This is a genomic window from Pseudomonadota bacterium (assembly GCA_034660915.1).
Classification (GTDB): domain Bacteria; phylum Desulfobacterota; class Anaeroferrophillalia; order Anaeroferrophillales; family Anaeroferrophillaceae; genus DQWO01.
Window position 1 is genome coordinate 1 of the sequence record JAYEKE010000046.1, and the last position, 17,674, is coordinate 17,674.

13 protein-coding genes are annotated in these 17,674 nt (G+C 50.2%); 10 read left to right on the plus strand and 3 right to left on the minus strand.

Annotation, left to right across the window (positions count from 1 at the left end; translation table 11 throughout):
- Positions 1-190 precede the first annotated feature (190 nt).
- Positions 191-1,375, minus strand: coding sequence for a multiheme c-type cytochrome (locus U9P07_02620; GenBank protein ID MEA2108302.1), 1,185 nt, complete (start codon positions 1,373-1,375; stop codon positions 191-193).
- Positions 1,376-1,387: 12 nt separating this feature from the next.
- Positions 1,388-1,537 (minus strand): hypothetical protein, encoded by a 150-nt coding sequence (locus U9P07_02625; GenBank protein MEA2108303.1) that lies wholly within the window; start codon positions 1,535-1,537, stop codon positions 1,388-1,390.
- 136 nt (positions 1,538-1,673) lie between these two features.
- On the opposite strand from U9P07_02625, the gene uvrA reads away from it, so the two are divergent.
- Positions 1,674-4,481, plus strand: a complete 2,808-nt coding sequence (uvrA, locus tag U9P07_02630; protein MEA2108304.1) for an excinuclease ABC subunit UvrA — start codon at positions 1,674-1,676, stop codon at positions 4,479-4,481.
- 2 nt (positions 4,482-4,483) lie between these two features.
- Here uvrA and U9P07_02635 read toward each other — a convergent pair whose 3' ends face one another.
- On the minus strand, positions 4,484-5,149 hold the full coding sequence (locus U9P07_02635) for a redox-sensing transcriptional repressor Rex (protein MEA2108305.1): 666 nt from the start codon (positions 5,147-5,149) through the stop codon (positions 4,484-4,486).
- Between the two features lie 746 nt (positions 5,150-5,895).
- Between U9P07_02635 and proB the strand changes: the two genes are divergently transcribed.
- The 9 genes from proB to U9P07_02680 all read left to right on the plus strand — a co-directional run bounded on the left by proB (position 5,896) and on the right by U9P07_02680 (position 17,576).
- A complete protein-coding gene (proB, locus tag U9P07_02640; GenBank protein ID MEA2108306.1) occupies positions 5,896-7,053 on the plus strand; it encodes a glutamate 5-kinase in 1,158 nt (385 codons plus the stop codon).
- 89 nt (positions 7,054-7,142) lie between these two features.
- A complete protein-coding gene (locus tag U9P07_02645; GenBank protein ID MEA2108307.1) occupies positions 7,143-8,399 on the plus strand; it encodes a glutamate-5-semialdehyde dehydrogenase in 1,257 nt (418 codons plus the stop codon).
- Positions 8,380-9,051 carry a nicotinate-nucleotide adenylyltransferase gene (gene nadD, locus U9P07_02650; GenBank protein ID MEA2108308.1) on the plus strand — a complete coding sequence of 224 codons (672 nt, stop codon included), beginning with the start codon at positions 8,380-8,382 and terminating at the stop codon, positions 9,049-9,051. The genes U9P07_02645 and nadD overlap by 20 nt, the downstream gene beginning before the upstream one ends.
- Positions 9,052-9,175: 124 nt before the next feature.
- Positions 9,176-9,532 carry a ribosome silencing factor gene (rsfS, locus tag U9P07_02655; protein ID MEA2108309.1) on the plus strand — a complete coding sequence of 119 codons (357 nt, stop codon included), beginning with the start codon at positions 9,176-9,178 and terminating at the stop codon, positions 9,530-9,532.
- Entirely contained in the window at positions 9,523-9,996 is a 474-nt protein-coding gene (locus U9P07_02660; GenBank protein ID MEA2108310.1) for a 23S rRNA (pseudouridine(1915)-N(3))-methyltransferase RlmH, read from the plus strand. Before rsfS ends, U9P07_02660 begins: the two co-directional genes overlap by 10 nt.
- 236 nt (positions 9,997-10,232) lie before the next feature.
- Positions 10,233-11,591: a tetratricopeptide repeat protein gene (locus U9P07_02665; protein ID MEA2108311.1), complete on the plus strand. Its 1,359-nt coding sequence runs from the start codon at positions 10,233-10,235 to the stop codon at positions 11,589-11,591.
- Positions 11,588-13,132 carry a 2,3-bisphosphoglycerate-independent phosphoglycerate mutase gene (gpmI, locus tag U9P07_02670; GenBank protein MEA2108312.1) on the plus strand — a complete coding sequence of 515 codons (1,545 nt, stop codon included), beginning with the start codon at positions 11,588-11,590 and terminating at the stop codon, positions 13,130-13,132. Before U9P07_02665 ends, gpmI begins: the two co-directional genes overlap by 4 nt.
- A gap of 68 nt (positions 13,133-13,200) precedes the next feature.
- Positions 13,201-13,977, plus strand: a complete 777-nt coding sequence (locus tag U9P07_02675) for a ComF family protein (GenBank protein ID MEA2108313.1) — start codon at positions 13,201-13,203, stop codon at positions 13,975-13,977.
- Positions 13,978-13,985: 8 nt separating this feature from the next.
- Positions 13,986-17,576, plus strand: coding sequence for an AsmA-like C-terminal domain-containing protein (locus U9P07_02680; protein MEA2108314.1), 3,591 nt, complete (start codon positions 13,986-13,988; stop codon positions 17,574-17,576).
- Positions 17,577-17,674 lie beyond the last annotated feature (98 nt).

The window sequence follows — 17,674 nt, forward strand, 5'->3', positions numbered from 1 at the left end:
CTTCATCGGAACCTTTGCCTGACGGCAAAGAACCCGTGAAGCACTTAGCCTTGCATAAGTTTCTTCATCGGAACCTTTGCCTGACGGCAAAGAACCCGTGAAGCACTTAACAATTTCTTGTTTTTTTTACCCCTCAAGGGGGTACTGAAAATAGTGACAGACTTTCAGGAGTAAGGTACTAAAAGCTTTTTTAATGATTGACCAGGTCGATTTTATGGTCAAAAGAAAATTCGGGATCACTCTGGCCCGTATGGCAGACGATGCAGGTATCCTGGGTGATGGTCACGCCATACGGCTTTTTGGGATTTTTGACATGCTGGTGGGCTGAACCGTGGCACTGCTCACACTGGACATCGAATAAATGCGGGGTTTTTTTCGGACTCAAAAACCCAACCCCGTTTAAAGGATTTTTTTTGCCGGTGACATGGCAGGGCAGACAGTCCGGACAGTAGTCTTTGCATTTTTTCTGCAGGCTGGCATACGCCCGCCCGTGGCGGCTGGTTTTCCAGTCAGCGACAATCTCCGGATGGCATTGGGCGCAGGTCTGGAAACCCACGTAGGTTGAAGTCTGCTGTTCATCCGTGCCGCTTTCGTCCGCTGCTTTTTCCAGCCTGATATAATAATTTCTCAGCCAGATTTCATAATCATTGACCAGTTTGGCGATTTTTGGCTCCGGCTTTATATCTTCTTTACTGACTTTCAGGCTGCTGTACTTTATCGGTTTCCGGCTGGCGAAATCCCAGTCAAGGTAGTTAACTGTTTTGCCGTGATTGTTGTTTTTGACCAGGTAGCTTTTCCCGGCAGCCTCCGGGGTGGCCATGATGCCCCGTTGGGTAGCCAGGATAGCCAGATCAATGCCGGGTACCTGACTGATTATTTTTCTGGCCTTGCGGTCGGAAAAATGGAGGACAGTGATAGCCAGATCATGGGGCACGGCGGCAAGAATTTTTTTCAGGCTGGCAGCCGGCTCCTCAATCCGTAGTCCATGAATGGCTTTTTTCCCCACCCTGGGGTCCATCAGAGAAGTAATGAGGATTTTACGACCGCTTTTATGCAGTACGACATAGGGTTTGATTCCCAGTTTATTGACATTCTTCAGGTTGCTGCATACCAGCGGCATGGTTCCGGCGGCCTTCACCAGTGCGGTGATAATCATATTACCATCAATGAGTTCCTGGAATCCGGGGGTCAGGACATCACAGTCCATCTGCTGATAAACTTTGGTGATGATGGAAGTCTGCCGGCGATTGAGTTCATAGTCCCTTTTGATGGATGGTTTGGTCAGGTTGCCGGTGTTGATCAGCAGCAATTGGTTCGCGGGGTGTTCCTGCTGCATGGCCGTGATGATCGTCTTTTGTCGGGGCAGACCGCCCATCTGGTGGCGGTGTCAGCCGCAAAGATTAAGATAACCGTTAATGCCCCCGATGTAGACGAGGCGCAGGGGTTCAGACTTTTGGCTGGTGGTGGTGGCCGACAGCTGATGACTGAATCCGAGGATACAGACGGTTATCAGCAGCCAGGTACATAGTTTTTTCATCTTTAACCTCATTTTCAGGGGAATTCCTGATCACTATTCGTTTTGACACTTTGTTAAAAAAAAGGTAAACTCCAGTCCGTTTTCGCTAATATAGGACAGTTTGCAGTAAGATAGCAAGGTGATTAACTAAGGTATTATGGACAGTATTAGCATTAAAGGTGCCCGGGAACATAATCTGCAGAATATTGATCTGGAGATTCCCCGCCATCAGCTGGTGGTGGTTACCGGTTTGAGTGGTTCCGGTAAATCCTCCCTGGCTTTTGATACCATCTATGCCGAGGGCCAGCGTCGTTATGTAGAGTCTCTGTCGGCCTATGCCCGTCAGTTCCTGCAGTTGATGGATAAACCGGATGTGGACGAGATTACCGGTTTATCACCGGCCATCGCGATCGAACAGAAGCGGGTTTCCCATAATCCCCGTTCTACTGTGGGGACCGTAACCGAGATTTATGACTACCTGCGACTGCTTTACGCCCGGGTGGGAACCCCCTATTGCTACCAGTGCGGGCAGGAGATCAGTTCGCAGACGGTTGCCCAGATTGTTGACGCGGTGATCGCTTTACCATCCGGGAGCCGGTTGCTGATTCTGGCTCCCCTGGTGCAGGGGCGCAAGGGTGAATATCGCCAGCTGTTTGCCGATCTGCTTCGTGAAGGTTTTCTTCGGGTTGAAGTGGATGGCCGGATTTACCCGCTGGAAGAAGTCCCGGAGCTTGATCGTTACCGGATTCATGATATTGCCCTGGTGGTTGATCGTTTGGTGGTGCAGGAAAACATCCAGCGCCGCTTGACCGATTCCATTGAGCTGGCACTGACCAAGGCCGATGAGGTGGTGGCGGTGCAGGTGGTGGATGGGGAGCGGCTTTTCTTTTCCACCCGTTTGGCCTGCATCCGCTGTGGTATCAGTTTTGCCGAGATATCTCCGAGGCTGTTTTCTTTCAATAATCCTTACGGGGCCTGTCCCCGGTGTGCCGGCCTGGGAAGCGAACAGCTTTTTGATCCCCAACTGGTGGTTCCCAATTCCGGTCTTTCATTACGGGAAGGGGCCATCGCCCCCTGGCACCGCTCCCAGCCTTTTTACCAGGAGCATGTTCTCCTGCCCCTTTCCCGCCATTATGGTTTTGATCTTTATCAGCCTTTTGCAACTCTGTCTCCGGAGGTTCAGCAGCTGGTTCTTTATGGCAGCGGCGAGGAAAAGATTCCCGGACTGCTGGCCGAAGGACGGCATGGACGGGTGCCGAAGCGTAAATTTGAAGGGGTGATTCCGGCACTGGAACGCAAACTCAAGGCCCAGGATGGCGCTGATGACGAATTGCGCCGCTATCTTTCTCCGGTTCCCTGTCCTGACTGCGGCGGCAGCCGGTTAAAGCCCTTGAGTCTGCACGTGAAAATAGCCGGCCTGAATATCCATGAGCTGACTTCTCTGCCTTTACCCCGGGCCTTGGCTTTTATTCAGGACTTGTCCCTGCCGCCTACCCAGCAGGCCATTGCCGGGCGGGTACTCTTAGAACTTGCCCAGCGTCTTTCTTTTCTCCTTGATGTGGGGCTTGATTACCTGACCCTGGCCCGGGAATCAGCGACCCTTTCCGGTGGAGAGTCCCAGCGGATCCGCCTGGCCACCCAGATTGGCTCGGGTTTGACCGGGGTCTTGTATGTGCTGGATGAACCAAGCATCGGCCTGCACCAGCGGGATAATGAAAAACTGCTGGCGTCGCTGTTTCGGCTGCGTGATCTGCAGAATACCCTGATTGTGGTGGAACATGATCAGGAGACGATCATGCGGGCTGATCACGTGATCGATATGGGTCCCGGGGCCGGCCGTCTGGGCGGTAAAATGGTGGCCCAGGGATCACCGGCGGAGATCGCGGCCGGAAATTCTCTCACCGGGCAGTATCTTTCCGGTCGGCAGTTTATTGAGGTACCGAAAAAACGTCGGACTGTTACCAGCCGGCGCTTGTCCCTGGGGGGATTGACCATTCACAACCTTAAATCCATTGCCGTGGATCTGCCCCTGGGTTTGTTCATCTGTGTTACCGGTGTCTCCGGTTCCGGCAAGAGCAGCCTGGTGAATGATACCCTGTATCCGTCCCTGCACAACTATCTTCATGATTCCCGGAAAGTAGCCGGTCCGGTGAAGTCAATCAGCGGCCTGCATTACCTTGATAAAGTGATTAATATTGATCAGAGTCCCATCGGCCGGACGCCCCGTTCCAATCCGGCCACTTATACCGGGGTTTTTACCCTGATCCGGGAATTGTTTGCCGCCCTGCCCGAGTCCCGGGTGCGTGGTTATAGTCCCGGCCGTTTCAGTTTCAATGTCAAGGGTGGCCGTTGTGAAGCCTGTCGGGGCGAGGGAATGATGCGGGTTGAAATGCATTTTTTGCCGGATGTTTTTGTTACCTGTGACACCTGCAGCGGCAGCCGTTTTAATCGGGATACCCTGGAAGTTCGTTATAAAGGCAAAGATATTGCCGAGGTGCTGTCCATGACTGTCAACCAGGCAGCTGAATTTTTTGCCGCTATCCCGCGAATCATCGTTCGGTTGCAATCATTGCAGGATGTGGGTCTAGGCTACATAACCCTGGGACAGGCGGCGGTTACCCTGTCGGGAGGAGAAGCCCAGCGGGTGAAATTGTCCCGGGAACTGGGAAAACGGGCCACCGGCAGGACTTTTTACCTGCTGGATGAACCGACCACCGGCCTGCATTTTCACGATGTCCGCCAGCTCTTACAGGTGTTGCAACGCCTGGTGGATGGCGGGAATACTGTGCTGGTGGTTGAACATAACCTGGAGGTGATCAAGGTGGCTGATTATATTATCGATCTGGGGCCGGAAGGGGGCGATAAAGGAGGAAAAGTAATTGCCACCGGTACCCCGGAAGAAGTTGCCGGCATTGAAGTTTCTGCCACCGGCTGTTATCTTGGCAAAGTGCTTAAAAATAGGTAATGCTATTTACTTTTTTTCTGCCGGCGCCGTGGCTTCTTGCTGGAGAGCAAGTAGGCCAGGGTGTCCAGCTCGCTGACAATGGAGACATTCCTCATGGTGATGTTGTCCGGAACCTTGACTTTGAAAGGGGCAAAATTGAGGATGCCGCTTACTCCACCTTCAGCCAGCAGATCAGCAGTAGCCTGGGCACTGGAAGCCGGCACAGTGATGATGCCGATAGTGGCTTTCTCCCGGCTGGTGGTTTTTACCAGTTCCTCGATGGGTTGGATATGGAGCCCTTCCGACACCTCCATGCCGATTTTTCCGGGGTCGCTGTCGAAAGCGGCAACCATGCGATAGCCATGTTCCCGGATAGAGGTGAAATTCAGCAGGGCATGGCCAAGATGTCCCACACCCACCAGCACGGTAGGCCAGATGCAATCCAGCCCGAGAATTACTTTAATCTCTTCTGCCAGGTTTTTGGTGGCATAGCCAACCCCCCGGACCCCGAATTCGCCGAAATAGGATAAATCTTTACGAATCTGGGCCGGGCTTACCTGGCAGGATTCCCCCAGTAGTTCAGATGAAACCACCTGGTATCCCTTGTGATCCAGTCTTTCCAAGCAGTTGATGTAAGCGGATAGACGCCTTATCGTTGCTTCCGGAATCTTGATATCTTTCTGTTTCATGTCCCTATAACCCTCTCCAGATTTAAGCTTGTCGTGATAGTTATCACAATACCCATGAAAAATACAAGTAAAATTTCTTGATGCAGGCTTGACGGCAAAGCGTTGACAAGGGAAGACTTTTGCATTAGTAACCATAAAGAGCAGCCGATGTGTTTGATGCCGGCATGAATTTTTCAGTTACCTGAGCTGAGCTATTAGCGGTTAGCCATTAGCATTTAGCTTTTAATAATCAGGGCTTTAAGTTGATTAGTCAACTTTCTGCGTTGCTTTGGAAATCGTATAAATCTGTAATTTATTGATTTTATAGTTGAACATTTCCATATGTTTCTGCACGCCATATGCTTTTTGCCTCGCGCAAAGGCGCAAAGACGCTGAGAAAAGCAAAAAACATATAGTTGAAACGACAAAAATATACTTTTATTTCAATTACTTAAATAACTCAGAAAGTTGAGTTGATTAGTAACAACACCCATCGGGTGAGCATGTATAGTAAATATTCGACTTTGTCTATAGATTGACAAATTTTTATTATTTCTCACAGAGACACGGAGTCACAGAGGGCAAATGACTCGGGTTCTCTGTGACTTTGTGCCTCTGTGAGAGTATTTTTATCTTTTCTGAAAACGTAGTCGAATGTTTACCATGTATAATATTGAAAATATTGTAATTATTGAGCTAATAGCTAAGTGCTAAAAGCTAATCGCTTAATTTAGTTATTAGCCATTATTTTGGATGAAGGAAAAAGAATGGGGGAAAAGGACACCCGGGACAGTAGGCGTACTTCTATATTGAAAAACACCAGTCTGGTGGTGGTCAAATTGGGCAGTGCCGTTTTGACTGCTGACAATGGGCGGCTGGATGTTGATTTCTTCTCCCGCTTTGCGACCGAGATTTCCCGGCTGATCGAGCGGGGATATCGATTTGTTATTGTTACCTCCGGCGCGGTGGCTGCCGGCCGTGGTGTGCTGGGCTATCAGCAGCCCCCGGCCACCATTCCGGAGAAACAGGCTTGCGCCGCGGTTGGTCAGGTGCGTCTCATGTGGCAGTATGAACAGGCTTTTGCCCGCTATAAGCAGGTGGTGGCCCAAGTTTTGCTGACTGGCGATGATATCCATAATCGTCGACGTTACCTGAATGCCCGAAATACCATTGCCACCCTGCTGCAACAGGGCGTGATTCCGATAGTGAATGAGAATGATACGGTAGTGGTCAGGGAAATCAAATTTGGTGATAACGATAACCTGGCGGCGTTGTTGACCTCTATGGTTGAAGTTGATCTGTTGATGATGCTTACTGATATTGACGGATTTTATGCTGAAGATCCAAAAGTTAATCCCCGGGCTGAGCTTCTATCCCTGGTCCCCGAAGTAGACAGTAATATTGAGTCTCTGGCTGGTTTAAGCGGCAGTTCCCTGGGGAGCGGCGGGATGGTCGGTAAACTCCAGGGGGTGAAAAAGGCGGTGGCTTACGGGATTCCGACGATCATCGCCAACGGCAAACGTTCCGGAATTGTGAGTCGGGTTCTGGCCGGTGAAGAGGAAGGAACCCTGTTTCTGCCCCGGGAAAACCGTTTGACCTGTCGTAAACACTGGTTGGCCTATGGGGTAAAATCCCGGGGTGTTCTGGTTCTCGATCAGGGCGCGGTGCGGGCCATTATCAGGGGCGGTAAAAGCTTGCTGCCTTCCGGCATCCTTAAAACCGAGGGCAGCTTTGGGATTGGCGATCCGGTTTCCTGCCATGATGAAGAGGGCAGGGAGATCGCCCGCGGACTTTCTAACTATGCCGTGGATGAAGTGAATAGAATCAATGGATGTCATTCCTGGGAGATTGAAGCAGCCCTGGGTTATCATTCGGTGGATGAGGTTATTCATCGGGATAACCTGGTGGTGGTTGATGAAGGATAAAGGATAAAGGATAAAGGATAAAGGATAAAGGATAAAGGTGTAAGGTGTAAGGTTTAAGGTGTAAAGGTTTAAAGAGAGGAAAAGGAATCATGATCCTGGCAGCGGAAATAATCTCGTTGGCGCAAAAGGTAAAAAAAGCATCCCGGGTTCTGGCGGCTACCGGGACGACGGAAAAAGACCGGGCTTTGCAGCTGATGGCTGCCGGTTTACGCAATCAGCGGGCTTTTTTGCAGAAAAAAAACCAGCTGGATTTAATCGAAGCGGAAAAACAAGGCCTGTCAGCCGCCATGATTGACCGTTTGACCTTGAGTGACGATGTGATTGAATCCATGGCTGCCGGTCTGGAAGAGGTGGCGTCATTTCCGGATCCCGTTGGTGAAATAACCCGGATGTGGAAACGTCCCAACAACCTGATGGTCGGTAAAATGCGGATTCCCCTGGGAGTTGTCGGGATGATTTATGAGTCCCGGCCCAATGTAACCGCCGATGCGGCTGGTTTATGCCTGAAAGCGGGAAACGGAGTGCTGCTCAGGGGCGGTTCGGAAGCCATCCATTCCAACCTGGCAATCCTGGAGGTCTTGCAGACAGCCCTGCGGCAGACCTCCATTCCCGGTGATGTTATCCAGGTGGTTTCCCTGACTGATCGGGAAGCCATTACCGAGATGCTCAAACTGGAAGAATATATCGATCTGATCATTCCCCGGGGTGGTGAGGGTCTGATCCGCTTTGTGGTGGCCAATTCCCGCATTCCGGTGATTAAACATTATAAGGGCGTCTGCCATGTATTTGTGGATGAGCATGCCGATTATACCATGGCCAGGGATATCGTCATCAATGCGAAAACCCAGCGGCCGGGGGTTTGTAATGCCCTGGAAACCCTTTTGGTTCACCAGCAGAGCGCCGCTGATTTTCTGCCGCTGATGGCCGCGGCTTTAAAAAATTCCGGAGTTGAAGTGCGTGCTTGTGAGCGGTCCCGGGCCATAGTTCCCGATTTCCTGCCGGCGACGGAGGAAGACTGGTATGCCGAATATCTGACTCTGACTCTGGCAGTGCGGGTGGTGGATGATCTGGACCAGGCCATAGACCATATCAACCGCTACGGTTCTGATCATACGGAAGCCATTGTGACCACTGAATACCATCAGGCCCAGGCATTCTTGCAGCGGGTTAATTCTTCCGTAGTGATGGTTAATGCTTCAACCCGCTTCAGTGATGGCGGCCAGATGGGGATGGGGGCGGAGATCGGCATCAGCACTACCAAACTCCATGCCTATGGTCCCATGGGTCTGGAAGGCTTAACGACGACTAAATATATTATTTATGGTGATGGACAGATCCGTCAATAAACGGGTAGGTGTCTTTGGCGGCACCTTTGACCCGATTCATTGTGGCCATCTGCGGGCGGCGGCGGAGGTATGTCGGGCCTGTGGGCTGGATGAACTTTTTTTCATGCCGGCAGCGATACCGCCCCACAAACAGAATGTCCGGGTTGGATCGGCAGCACAGCGCCTGGCGATGGTAGAACTGGCCATCCGGGGAGAGGCAAAATTTCACTGTTCCACTTATGAACTGGATAAAGGCGGTACTTCCTATTCCATCGATACCCTCACCGGCTTCCGGAAAAAAATCGGTCACGAACTTTATTTTATTATCGGCTGGGATGCTTTTAGTGAAATTTCCACCTGGAAATCTTACCGGCAATTGTTTGGCGTCAGTCATTTTGTGGTTATGTCCCGCTCAGGGTCTGAGCCCGGCTGGCTGGATGACGGGAACATGGATATTTTTCCCGTTGCCACAAGGGCTGATTTTTGTTATGAAAAAGAAGGAGTTTATTGTCATCATAGTGGCAATCGGGTTTATTTTCAGTCGGTTACCAGGCTGGATATTTCTTCAAGTATGATCCGCAGGGAACGGCAATGGGGATATTCCATCACTTGTCTGGTGCCGGACGCTGTTAATGATTATATCCTGGAACATGACTTGTACCGCAGCAGTTAGGCTAGTCTCGATGTGGGGACAGAATTCAATTCTGACCCCGTGCGCAGCAGGGCGACAAGCAGGCGAAGCATTGGTTGAATTATTAATTTTTTAATATGAGGTTGATATCGATATTTTAGCGAACCTGTCAGCAAAGGCGACGGCTGTTTACCGGGCGATTGAGGATAAAAAGGGTGAAAACATCGTGGCCCTTGATTTGCGGGGGTTGTCATCGGTTACTGACATTTTGATTGTCTGCAACGGTCATTCGGATCGTCACGTCCAGGCCCTGGCTGAAAATATCCAGATTGAAATGAAAAAACAGGGGATGCTGCCGCTTGGAGTTGAAGGCTTGAAAGCGGGAAACTGGATTCTGCTGGACTATGGAGATATTATTGTCCATATTTTTCATGAACCGGTCAGAGCGTTTTATGATCTGGAAGGGATCTGGAGTGACGCCCCACGCCTGGATTTTTCCCATGGGCTGCTTGCGTGCAGTTGAGATTTACCTTTGTCGGCAAGACCAGAAACTCCCGGCTGCAAGTTGAAATTGACGGTTATCTGCAGCGGCTGCAACGCTATGTTCCGGTCGAGCATCGGGAAATAAAAGAAATGCGCCTGGGGAGCAAAGAAGATCCCCGGCAGTTTTGTCGGCGTCAGGCCCCACAGTTGATCCAGACATTAACCAGGGATAATTTTTTTCGGGTTGTTCTGACCGAACATGGCAGAGCGTTTACCACCTTGGAATTTGCCGGTTTTCTCTCGCGGCAGCTTGAAAGTGGCAGAGCTGGAATAAATTTTCTGGCTGCTGGACCTTATGGCCTGGCTGCAGAGGTCCTGGAACAGGCAGATTTCCAGCTGTCGCTTTCCCCCATGACTTTTACCCATGAGATGGCCCGGGTTCTGCTGCTGGAACAGCTCTACCGGGCACTGACTATTTTGCGGGGGGAGCCATATCACTATTGATTGATGGCTTCGTAACAGATTCATCTTCTTTGTTCGCTTCCACTCAGACAATGCGCAATAATACAACCATGAGTTTAAGGAAGGAAAAATAATGAAAGAATTTTGGTCGTGGGTTTCTTGCTCAAATTTTGCGTGATGGCGATATCCAAAGAGATGAATTACAGAAAAAGCTCTAAGCGCGCAAGTACTGTGGGTGCCATGCAAGCTGAAAATGTTTTTTACAAAGAGAGAATCTGATGATCTATCGTTTCCTGCTCCTGTTTGGATTGCTGTTTCTGTTATTGTTTTCCTACCTGTTGTATCTCAATCCCCAATCCTTGACCCTGCATCTGGCAACTGGTCTTGATACCCATGGATCCCTGCCGTTTTTTATTCTGCTTTCCTTTGCCGCTGGCGGTCTGGTAATGATATTTTTGTTTAGCGCCAAATCTATTTTTCGTTATTCTCGTGAGTTCAAGCAGCGAAAAGGACATCGGCAGATTCAACAGGCAGTACAGGTGACCAGGCAGGGCCTGGAAAGCTGGCTGGCTGCCGATTATAAAAAAGCTGCCAAACAGCTGAAGCGGGCTTTGAAACTGGATGGGGAGAACCAGGAAATTCGTCGGGATTTGATCCGGGTCAAGCTGGATGCCGGAGAGCCGCAAGCGGCCATGGAGATTATTGAAGACGGGTTGAAAATCGATCCCGATGACAGTTGTCTCCAATGGCTCAAGGCTGAGGTGCTGGAATCTCTGGGCGATGATTTGCGTTTACTTAACTATCTCAATTATCTGAAAGGTCGTTATCCCAAAAATGTTTCAATCCTGAACCTGCTGGTGGATAAACTGATGGCCCAGACCTACTGGCAGGAAGCCATTGCCGCCTGGCAGGAATTGGGAAAAATTGCGAAAGCGGCAAAAAATAAAGAACAACAGGCTGAAATTGCGGTCCAGTTGGATAATTGCCGTTATGAGCTGGCAGTGCAGCAGTGGCATGCCGGGAACCGGGAAGCTGCTGAACAGTCCCTGAAAGAGGTATTGGACAGAAATCAGAAATACGTCCCGGCTTATATTCTCCAGGCTACGATGGCGGAACAGGAGCTGCAGAATCCGAAAAGAATTGAGACCGCCCTGGCGGCATTAAAACAGGGATACAGCCGGCAACCCAATGCCTGGTTTCTACTGGAAGGTGAGCGGCTGCTTTTGTCAGCGTCTGAAAACGGTGAGGAAATGGTAGCAAAATATTATCGTAAAGCTGTTTCCCGCTACCAGGATTATTGGCCGGCCCGCCTTTTATTTGCTTTTTTCTGCTTGCGACAACAGCGGCTTGAGCGGGCAGCCGGGTTGCTTGCCGAGCTTAAGAAACAGGAGGTTAATAATCCGTTGATTAAAATGCTGGCTGGTGAGCTTGCCTACCGGCAGTCACACCAGTTAAATGAGGCGGCGGATCAGTTCAAGGAAGCCATGGGGCTGGAGGAAAATCCGCCCCTGGTTTTTATCTGTAATCATTGCCAGCGTCATGCCGCTGGCTGGTTGCCCCGTTGTCCTGGATGCGGACATTATAATACCTATGAATTATCCGCGGACTTGGTGACCTTCAAGGAACAGGCTGGATGAAGAGTAAACCTGAATGTGTGGTCTTGATTATTGCCGATGGCTGGGGTGTTTCTGCGGCAGTGGAAGGGAATGCCATCGCCCAGGCGAAAACGCCGGTGATTGACCGGCTTTTTCAACGTTATCCCCAGACAACGTTGCAGGCTTCAGGCCTGGCGGTTGGCCTGCCGGCAGGGCAGATGGGCAATTCCGAGGTTGGTCATCTTAACATGGGTGCCGGCCGCGTTGTCTATCAGGACCTGACCCGAATTTCCAAAAGTATCGCCGATGGAACATTTGCCAATAACCAGGTGTTGTTGGAGAGCATGGAGAAAATCAGTAGTGCCGGAGGGACCCTCCATCTTATGGGGCTGTTTTCAGACGGCGGGGTTCACAGTCATCTTGATCATTTAAAAGCCCTGCTGGAAATGGCTGCCGATCGTGGTTTACCACAGGTATTTATTCATGCCTTTCTTGACGGTCGCGATACGCCGCCCACCAGTGCCAAAAGATATCTTGAGGATTTTCAGCGATATCTTGATGAACTGGGAACCGGTCGCATAGCGACCATCATGGGGCGTTTTTACGCCATGGATCGGGATCAGCGTTGGGAACGGGTGCAAGAGGCTTATGAGACTCTGGTCGGCGGCCAGGGCCGTAAGGCTGAAAATGTTTCCGTGGCCATCGATGTCGCCTATGAAGCCGGGGAAACGGATGAATTTGTCAAACCGACGGTATTGGTTGACGGCCAAGGTCAAGGGGCTGGTATTCATGACGGTGACGGCATTATCTTTTTTAATTTTCGTGCCGATCGGGCCCGGGAAATTACCAGGGCTTTCACTGAGAAGGATTTCAATGCCTTTGACCGTGGACAATCATTATCCTTGAGTTCCTATGTCTGTTTTAGCGAATATGACGCTTCTTTTGACCTGCCGGTGGCTTTCCCACCGGAGGAATTGAAAAATGTGCTGGCTGAGGTGGTGGCGGCTGCCGGTTTGCGGCAACTGCATATTGCTGAAACCGAAAAATATGCCCATGTGACCTTTTTTTTCAACGGTGGCCGGGAGGAACCTTTTCCCGGAGAAGAGCACTGCCTTATTCCCTCGCCCCGGGAGGTGAAAACCTACGATGAAAAGCCACAGATGAGTGCCTATGAAGTGGCGGCTGAAGTGGTCCGGCGCCTGGAGATGAAGAAGTACCAGCTGGTTATCCTGAATTTTGCCAATGGTGACATGGTCGGGCATACGGGAAACATGGCGGCTGCCATCCAGGCCTGTGAAGCGGTTGATGCTTGTGTCGGCCAAGTGGTGAATAAAACTATGGACGTGGGTGGGGTGGTTCTTTTTACCGCTGATCACGGTAATGTTGAGCAGATGTTGAGCCCTGAAGGTGAGCCGGTAACCGCCCACAGTACGAATCCGGTACCTTGTATTGTCATAAGTGAGCAGTTTATCGGTCGGCAGGTGCGAGATAGTGTTTCTCTGGCGGATCTGGCTCCCACTATCCTGGAAATTATGGGTTTGGCTATCCCGCTGGAAATGACCGGGAAATCCTTGATTTTATAATATTGAGGATGTATAAAAATGGGGACAGACTCCGTTTTTTCATTTTCTTTTTGTCGTGCAAAAAAGTTATGATCAATGCAGAAAAACAAGGTCTGTCCCCATTTTTATACTCACTCGGATCTTTGCTTTTTGCCCGCCACTGCCTGCTCTGTCGTCATCCTGCCGGCAGTCCTTTTTTCAGCTTACCCAGCCCTTCAGCTTATACACCCTTTCTTTGTCCCGAATGTGCTTCCAGTTTTAAGGCAATAACCAGACTTGTTTGTAAAAAATGTGGCTATCCCTATGGGGATAATGGTGGAAAACATGCCTGTGTGCTGCAGCCTCGGGGAATTGGTCACCATGTGGCACTGATTCGTTCAGGATTCCACTACGAAGGTATGATGATGGAGCTTATCCATCGGTGGAAATATCAGCAGCGGCACCTGCTGCTTCCCCTGGTGAAAAGACTGGTAGAAACGACGATGGAATGTTGGGGGGCTGATTTTCATGACGTGGATATGGTTGTCGCCGTGCCGCTGGCAGCTGCAGACTGGCGGGCACGTGGATTTAATCAGGCATTGGTTATTGCCAGTCGTTGCGCCCTTTACCTTGGGAAACCGCTGAAAAAACGTCTGCTGGTAAAGACCAGGAAAACACCCAAGCAGGCCGGTTTGCATAGGAGTTCACGAATGATCAACCTCGACGGGGTGTTCAGTCTTGGCCGGTCGGCTGATCTGGCGGGTAAAACGATAATGCTTTGTGATGATGTGATGACTACCGGGTCAACTCTGGCGGTTGCGGCTGATACCCTGCTGCACTCTGGGGCCAGGGCGGTTAAATGTTTTACTTTGTGTCGGGTATTATAGTAGCTGCCATGAGAAAAAAAATAAAAAAAATTACTTTGCGCAGCGGGGCTTTTTTCCTCTTTTTGTTTTTTATCGCCCTTATTTCCCTGCCGAATCTGGTGGATTTGGAAAATTATCGTTCCCTGGTGATGACGGCCATTCAGAGTCAGGTAGCCGGAACTGTTACGATCAGGCGACTGAAGCTTTATGTGGACCGTGAAATCGGGGTGAAAATGCTCGGGTTTTCCCTTGTTGATGGTGATAAACAGCAGATCAGTGCCGAAGCGGTGAAAATCGGCTTTCATATCTGGCCTTTGCTGCATCGGCAGCTGGAGATTTCTTCGGTGCGCCTGATTCTTCCAGTTGTTCACCTCCAGGCGGTAAAAGGTGAACCTTTTGGCAGTGGCCTTTTCCGGCAGCCGGAGATAATGTTTCCGGCTGAACCATACTGTACTACCATTTCAACTGGTAATTCTCCCCCTTTTACCTGGTGCAATACCTTTAACGATGTCAGCTTGCAAATTAAAAAGGGGACGGTTGCTTTTGAGGATCGACGTTTTTGTCTTGAACCGGTTACCACCCGCCTGCAGGGACTTGATTTTAAGCTTCATCTTGCCGGAAGTTCAGATCCGGCACCATTCTTTCTCTCAGCGGCCACGGTTAATCGGGGACATTGCTTTAGCGGTGTCCCCACAACCGGTCACCTCAGTATCGAAGGGGACTTGCAAGACCTTTCCTGGCCCCTGGATTGGGACAGAATCCAGCTGGATTGCCAGGTTCATGGGCAAAACCTGGATGGTGATCAATACTGGCCATACTACCAGAAGCATGTGCCCATGCATCATGTGGGGGGCCGGGTTTCCGTGGATGGCAGCTATAAAGGTGACCTGCTGGGCCATTTTACTTCCCGGGGAAATATTGTTCTGAGTGATGCCGACCTGGATTACCAGCGGGTTTTTGCCGCCCGCCTGCCGATCAGGAAACTGGCAATCTCGTACAGCTTCAGTCTGGGGGAAAATTATAATACTATCGATATGCCGGAAGTCAGGATTGACTCTGATGCTTTCAGTCTTTCAGGAAGTTGCCGGCTGGATGATATTCGTCAGGGGCGTCAGGGGCGGATAAACGCCAGAATTTCCAGCAATCAGCTTGATCTGGAGAGAATATACCGCTATTTGCCGATTAAAATAATGCCGCTACAGTTTATAAAGTTCTGGCAGGAACAAGTTCCCCGGGGTCTGGTGCAGCTTAGTGATATTTATATTGATGGTCGTTATACTGAAATCGCCGAGATAGGTCACCAACCCATAGAACCGGGATTGATCGGCGGTACCCTGCGCTTGTCCGGGGCGTCTCTTAAAACCGCCGGAGTGCCCGGGCGCTGGCAGAATCTTACCGGTAATCTGGCGCTCACGGGTGAAAAAATAGATTTTGCTGACCTCCATTGCGATATGCCGCCATTTTTCCAGCAGCGATTAAATGGCTCCCTTTCCAGCTGGTATCATGAACCCCGGTTGACGCTGGAAGATACTTTTGTGCTTACCCTGCCCGATGAACTGCGATTAAACGATGATTTCAAGGTTGCCGTTGCCGGGTTGCTGGGCCGGCGTCTGCCGAAACTGGCAGCAGCGGCAGCTGATTGCCGGCAGCTCAGCGGCAGCTGCACGGGGACTTTGCGTCTTGATGGCAAACTTTCATCAAAGCCGGAGCTGACCTGGAAACTCAATGGTGTTCTCAAAGATTTAGCGATTTCGCATCCGGATCTCGACCAGTCCCTAAAGAATGTTTTCGGGAAGTTTCGTTGTTCTTCCAGTTTCCTGGAGTTTCAGGAATTTTCTGCTATCATTGGTAAATCACCGCTAACCTTCGCCGGTATGATCACCGATTACTTTGATCAACGGAAATTAAAACTGGATATTTCGCTGAATTCCCCGGCGGTTCACCCGGAAGACTTAAATATTATTCCCCAGTTAAAGGTTAAACCTGCTGCCTGGGGACATTGCTTTAGCGGTGTCCCCACAGACGAACCGTCGTCTTTTGCCCTGAAAATCAGTGGTTTTCCCGATGATCTTTTGTCGTTGCGGGTGAATGGACAGGTTGATTTGCATCATTTGCTGGTTTTCATTCCCCAATTATCTTGTGAGTTGGATGATGTAAACCTGGTGGGTGATTGTCAGGGGCGAAAGTTCAGCTTGCGTGAGTTTTTTTGTCGAAATGGGAGCTCGGAGGTGAAACTGTCAGGGAATTTCAGTGCCGAGGGTGAACAGCTCCAGGTGAAAGTAACCGCTGAGTCGGATTATTTTGCTCCCGGTGATTTTCGGCGGCAAAAAACAATGGTTCCGGCTGTCGGCGACGACGGTAAAATATTGTCAGAAGCTCCTGTACCTTTTAGAAAAAGTTATCTTAAACTTTCCCTGCAGTGGCCAAAAATTTCTTTTGGAGATGTGGATGATGAAGTGTCCTCAGGAGAAAGCCGGGGGAATTTAACCCCGGGGAAATATTTTTCAATTGAGTTTCCGCAAGATACGGTAATTGAACTTGATCAGCTGTCTTTTGCCAGGGGTGATTCTGATTTCTCCCTCAATGGCCGGTTGCGGGTTGATTCACAGGGGAATTTCCATGGATCCCTGCGCCAGGTTTCCGAAAATTTTTTGCTGACTGACTTTTTTCCGCAGCCGAAAAAAAAATCTACCTTGACGTCCCGATTATCTCAATACCGGCAGTATTTTTCAGGTCAGGAAATTTCATTTTCAAGCAGCATTGGCCGCTTTGTTGGCCGGAGCATGGAAATAGATGATTTGAACTGTCAGGGAGCGGTCAGCGGAAACCGAGTGGAAATTAAACCATTGAACGGCTCCTTATGGGAAGGCGAGGGGAAAATAAACGGATCCTGGGATCTGGATCAGGATTTATTTTCTTTAATGGTTGACCTGCAGCAGATTAATCTGGCTCAATTCAATCAATCTTTGTCTTTATATTCTGAGAAAAGTTTACCCCTTGAAGGCGGAGGGACGCTGAATGTGGGGTTGAAATGGAATGGCAATGAGGCGGAAATTTGGAGGCGCAGCCTGAACGGCAAGGTAGATTTTTCCTTTGTTAAAGGCCGGTTGAAACGATTTCCGGTCCTGGCCAATATTGCCTCCCTGCTGAATGTTTCCCAGTTGTTGAGCTTTCGTCTGCCGGATTTAAGCCAGGGGGTTCCCTATGATTTCCTGGATGGCAGTTTTAAGGTTGAAAACGGGGTGATGCGGACAGATGATGTGCTGCTCAAGGGGCCGGCGGTTAATATCTCGGTGGGTGGCAGTATCTCCCTGCCGGCAAACCAGGTGGATATGGAAGTGGGAATCCAGCCTTTGCAGAGCATTGATAAAGTTATTGCCGCGGTTCCGGTAGTAGGTTATATTGTTACCGGAGAGGGAAAAACTTTCATAGTTATGCGCTTTTCCGTCCGGGGGCCTTTTGGAAAAACTGTCGTTAAGGCGATTCCGCTGCGCGGCCTGGCGGGAAAAACCGGCGGGATTTTGAAACGGCTGATTACGACTCCGGTGCGAGTGTTGAAATTGCCCGGAAAAATACTTTCGCCAGCAAAAAAGAAGGCCCCGGCAACTCCGGGAGGCTAATCGGGGACATTACTTTAGTGGTGTCCCCATGCAAACAGAGGATAAAAAACCATGATTCGCTTAGTAATCTTCGGTTTCCTGATCTATCTTGTTTATCG

Bases quoted from the DNA above. Each gene is read 5' to 3' on its own strand.
- U9P07_02675 (MEA2108313.1), top strand. From the start codon at position 13,201: ATGATCAATGCAGAAAAACAAGGTCTGTCCCCATTTTTATACTCACTC.
- U9P07_02665 (MEA2108311.1), top strand. From the start codon at position 10,233: ATGATCTATCGTTTCCTGCTCCTGTTTGGATTGCTGTTTCTGTTATTG.
- U9P07_02645 (MEA2108307.1), top strand. From the start codon at position 7,143: ATGATCCTGGCAGCGGAAATAATCTCGTTGGCGCAAAAGGTAAAAAAA.
- uvrA (MEA2108304.1), top strand. From the start codon at position 1,674: ATGGACAGTATTAGCATTAAAGGTGCCCGGGAACATAATCTGCAGAAT.
- nadD (MEA2108308.1), top strand. From the start codon at position 8,380: ATGGACAGATCCGTCAATAAACGGGTAGGTGTCTTTGGCGGCACCTTT.
- U9P07_02635 (MEA2108305.1), bottom strand. From the start codon at position 5,149: ATGAAACAGAAAGATATCAAGATTCCGGAAGCAACGATAAGGCGTCTA.
- U9P07_02620 (MEA2108302.1), bottom strand. From the start codon at position 1,375: ATGGGCGGTCTGCCCCGACAAAAGACGATCATCACGGCCATGCAGCAG.
- U9P07_02625 (MEA2108303.1), bottom strand. From the start codon at position 1,537: ATGAAAAAACTATGTACCTGGCTGCTGATAACCGTCTGTATCCTCGGA.
- U9P07_02680 (MEA2108314.1), top strand. From the start codon at position 13,986: ATGAGAAAAAAAATAAAAAAAATTACTTTGCGCAGCGGGGCTTTTTTC.
- gpmI (MEA2108312.1), top strand. From the start codon at position 11,588: ATGAAGAGTAAACCTGAATGTGTGGTCTTGATTATTGCCGATGGCTGG.
- proB (MEA2108306.1), top strand. From the start codon at position 5,896: ATGGGGGAAAAGGACACCCGGGACAGTAGGCGTACTTCTATATTGAAA.